This is a genomic window from Reyranella sp., from assembly GCF_050185545.1.
Taxonomy (GTDB): domain Bacteria; phylum Pseudomonadota; class Alphaproteobacteria; order Reyranellales; family Reyranellaceae; genus Reyranella.
In genome coordinates this window covers 1-2,203 of sequence record NZ_JBFWZI010000231.1, presented here as the reverse complement: position 1 = coordinate 2,203, position 2,203 = coordinate 1, and the positions used below count along the sequence as shown (strand labels likewise).

The 2,203-nt window shown below is 65.3% G+C and carries 3 protein-coding genes; all 3 read left to right on the top strand.

The features are described 5' to 3' along the window. Positions 1-89 precede the first annotated feature (89 nt). Complete coding sequence (rutA, locus tag AB7O82_RS33950) at positions 90-1,181, top strand: pyrimidine utilization protein A (protein ID WP_428621387.1); 1,092 nt, start codon at positions 90-92, stop codon at positions 1,179-1,181. Next, entirely contained in the window at positions 1,178-1,927 is a 750-nt protein-coding gene (gene rutB / locus AB7O82_RS33945; protein WP_428621385.1) for a pyrimidine utilization protein B, read from the top strand. The genes rutA and rutB overlap by 4 nt, the downstream gene beginning before the upstream one ends. Further along, the coding region (locus AB7O82_RS33940) for a RidA family protein (RefSeq protein ID WP_428621384.1) at positions 1,927-2,203 on the top strand (277 nt) is incomplete at its 3' end. The genes rutB and AB7O82_RS33940, both read left to right, overlap by 1 nt.

Genomic DNA, 2,203 nt, shown 5'->3' with positions numbered 1-2,203 from the left:
CGACGTATGACGGGGGAGGGACATGATGAGCGCCGTCTGGCATCCTGCCGGCGTCATCGGCAATCGGCCAATCCAGGAGATCTTGGCGCATGGAAATCGGCGTGTTCATTCCCATCGGCAGCAACGGCTGGCTGGTCTCCACGACCTCGCCGCAATACAAGCCGAGCTTCGAGCTCAACAGGCAGACGACGCTCAACGCCGAGCGCTACGGTTTCGACTTTGCCCTGTCGATGATCAAGTTGCGCGGCTTCGGCGGCAAAAGCGAGTTCTGGGATCACAATCTGGAATCGTTCACCCTGATGGCCGGCTTGGCCGCCGTGACGTCGCGCATAAAGCTCTATGCCACGGTGCCGACGCTCGCCATCCCGCCGGCGATCGCGGCGCGCATGTGCTCCACCATCGATTCGATCTCCAACGGCCGCTTCGGGCTCAACGTCATCACCGGCTGGCAGCGCCCGGAATACTCGCAGATGGGCCTGTGGCCGGGCGACGAGTACTTTGCCCACCGCTACGCATACGCCGCCGAGTACGTGCAGATCCTGCGCGAGCTGTGGGCATCGGGCGTATCCAATTTCAAGGGCCGCTTCTTCACCATGGACGACTGTCGCCTCAGCCCGCGCCCGCAGGCCGACATGAAGCTGATCTGCGCCGGCCAGAGCGATGCCGGCATGGAATTCACCGCCAAGTACGCCGACTACAATTTCTGTTTCGGCATGGGCTTCAACACGCCGACCGCCTGCGCGCCGACCGTGCAGCGCATGCAGGCCATGGCCGCCAGGACCGGCCGCACCATCGGCAACTACGGACTGTTCATGGTGATCACCGGCGAGACCGATGACGAGGCCGAGGCCAAGTGGGAGCTCTACAAGGACGGCGCCGATCTCGAGGCGCTGCGCTGGCTCACCCAGCAGGGCGCCGCCGACACCAAATCGGGCAAAGACACCAACGTTCGCCACATGGCCGACGCCAAGTCGGCGGTGAATCTGAACATAGGTCTGATCGTCGGCTCGCATGCGACCTGCGCGCGCCTGCTCGACGAGGTCGCGACCATCCCCGGTCTGGCCGGAGTCTTGCTCACCTTCGACGAGTTCGTGAGCGGCACGGAAATCTTCGGCGAGCGCATCCAGCCGCTGATGCAGTGCCGTCGCCACGTTGCATCGACTGCGAGGGTTGCCGCATGACCACGCCAGTAAGCTATTTCCCGCCCGACGATCCGGCGGCGCGCTGCTTGCCGGCCCGCCCCGAGCCGATCATGATCCGCCCCGCCGAGACGGCGCTGATCATCGTCGACATGCAGAACGCCTACGCCTCGCCGGGCGGCTATCTCGACTTGGCGGGCTTCGATATCTCCGGTGCGGCGCCGGCGATCGCGAAGATCGGCGAAGCCGCCGCCGCGGCGCGCGCCGCCGGCATGCCGGTGATCTTCTTCCAGAACGGCTGGGACAAGGACTACGTCGAGGCGGGCGGCCCGGGCTCGCCCAACTGGCACAAGTCGAATGCGCTCAAGACCATGCGCCAGCGGCCCGAGCTCCACGGCAAGCTTTTGGCCAAGGGCGGCTGGGACTACGAGCTGGTCGCCAGCCTGCCGCCGCAGCCCGGCGACATCGTCGTCGCCAAGCCGCGCTACAGCGCCTTCTACAACACCAACCTCGACAGCCTGTTGCGCGCCCGCGGCATCCGCTCGCTGGTCTTCACCGGCATCGCCACCAATGTCTGCGTCGAATCGACCCTGCGCGACAGCTTCTTCCTGGAATATTTCAGCGTCGTGCTGCACGACGCCACGCACCATGCCGGGCCGGACTTCATGCAGCAGGCCTCGCTCTACAACATCGAGAAGTTCTTCGGCTGGGTGTCGTCGACCGACGAGTTCCGCGCTGCCTTGCAGGCGAACATCAATCCCATGCTGCTGACCAAGGGAGAAAAATGATGCCGATGAAAGCCGTCTTCCCGCCCGGCTCGGGCAAGACCCTGGCGCCTTACTCGCCGGGCGCGATGGCCGACGGCGTGGTCTATGTCGCGGGCACGCTCGCCCTCGATGCCGACGCCAACCCGGTCCATGTCGGCGACGCCGCGGCGCAGACCGAGCATGTGCTCAACACCATCAAGTCGGTGATCGAGGCGGCAGGCGGCACCATGGCCGACGTCACCTTCAACCAGATCTTCGTCACCGACTGGGCGAACTACGCCGCCGTCAACGGCGTCT